This window comes from Alicyclobacillus mali NBRC 102425, from assembly GCF_001570745.1.
In the GTDB taxonomy this organism is placed as follows: domain Bacteria; phylum Bacillota; class Bacilli; order Alicyclobacillales; family Alicyclobacillaceae; genus Alicyclobacillus; species Alicyclobacillus mali.
Genome location: NZ_BCSG01000073.1, coordinates 1 through 1,577, shown reverse-complemented (window position 1 = coordinate 1,577; position 1,577 = coordinate 1). Strand labels below are relative to the sequence as shown.

Sequence of the window (1,577 nt, the reverse complement as noted above, 5' to 3'; positions counted from 1 at the left end):
TCATTGCTCTATCTTTATTCGAAATCAATAGATATCGAGGTTTATATGTCAAAATTTTATATTCGAAAAGCTAGGCTTGATGTCACACCGAGAATAAAAGTTATTGAATATAAAGAAAATAACATCATTAGTATAAAATTTAATCCCCTCTATATACTTATAGTAAGGTGTTCGAATCAATCGCAGATGGATGAGCTAAAGTGTTTGCTAGACAGCATAGGCAAACAACAAACATTCAACTGAGCTTCACCACTTATAGCGTTGTCCACAGCGAATTAAAATTCCCCAAAAAATCGCGCTCGATTCCCCCCAAATCATCGCGATTTGTTCCCCACACATACGTTCACTTCGTTTCGTGTTTCCGAGAATGCGTGCATAACGTAAGCACGTTGCTTCATTCGCTAACTGTTGTGTAAGTGTCGTCGTGAAAACACAGTTGGCCGCTCGCACAGAGCGGCGGTATACTGAAGGCAAACGGAGGTCATGATGGACATACCGAGGAATGCGAACGATTTGGTTGCGAAGCACTTGACGTTGGCGCTTCCCGGGGAAGTGCTGTCGGTGATTGGCGTACGGGACGCACCGGTGGTGCGCGCCTTGGCGACGGAGATCCCTGAGGTGAGGTTGCGTCAGACGATGACGGACATCATGCTGGAGCTTGCGGATGGGAGGTTACTCCATCTGGAGTTCCAGTCGACGAAGGAACCTGCACTATATCGGTTTGCGGCATACGACGTGGCGCTCGCGGAACGTTACCGTCGGGCGATCCGCACGGTGGTGTTGTACACGGGCGACGTCCAGAGCGCACCGTCTGAGCTCGACGCCGGGAGTTTCCGCTACACGGTGGAGAACGTGTATCTGGGTCAGATGGACGGCGACGCGGCGCTGGAGAAGGTTCGTCGGCATCTGGAGACGGGTGAGTGGACGCCGGAAGACCGGGTTCGGTTGGCGTTTGCGTTTCACATGGAGTTCGAGCGTCGCACGCGGGATGAGGCGTTTGACGCCATTGTGGAAACCTTGCAGCGTGTGCCGGATCGCGAGGAGCAGAACTACCTGGCGGCGTTGGTGTTCGGGTTCAGCGCACGGGTGTTGACGGATGAGCAAAAAGCGGTGCTAAGGAGGGTGTTGGCGATGACGGAGCTACTGAAGGAGATTGTGGAAGAAGCAAAGGATGAACGAAGCAAGGAAATTGCCGAGCGGATGTTCCGTGATGGTGCGTCCGTAAGCGACGTGATGCGTTGGACGGGGTTGTCCGAGCAAGAGGCGCAGGAGGTGCTGAAGCGGGTTCGAGGGGAGGCGTGATTCATGGGCAAGGCCCGCAATGGTCGCGCGAAGCGCATTCGCGAAGGTGGACTGGACCCGACGATTGCGCGAGGGACGTGGCTCAGAAAGCCGCAGACGCAAGTGGTGCCGAACAAGAAAGCGGAGAGTCGCCGCGCAGCTTGCCGGAGGTGGCAGGGGCGCGGTGATTTTTTGCCCTGCAAACGCCCCATAGACGAAGAAGCTTTTTCGTCAAGGAGGGGTAAGCGTAAACCGCGATCGAAAGACGGGCGAACGCCGCTTTCTGTTGGATGACA

The 1,577-nt window shown here is 54.1% G+C and carries 2 protein-coding genes; one reads left to right on the top strand and one right to left on the bottom strand.

The genetic code is table 11. The annotated features are described in order from the left end of the window. The first annotated feature begins 486 nt into the window (after positions 1–486). The gene (locus AMA01_RS13415) at positions 487–1,302 is read left to right on the top strand and encodes a transposase (RefSeq protein WP_067851755.1); all 816 of its coding nucleotides are present in this window, start codon (positions 487–489) and stop codon (positions 1,300–1,302) included. Between the two features lie 82 nt (positions 1,303–1,384). Here AMA01_RS13415 and AMA01_RS14160 read toward each other — a convergent pair. Next, on the bottom strand, positions 1,385–1,577 hold a 193-nt coding region (locus tag AMA01_RS14160; protein ID WP_231862969.1), incomplete at its 5' end, for a hypothetical protein.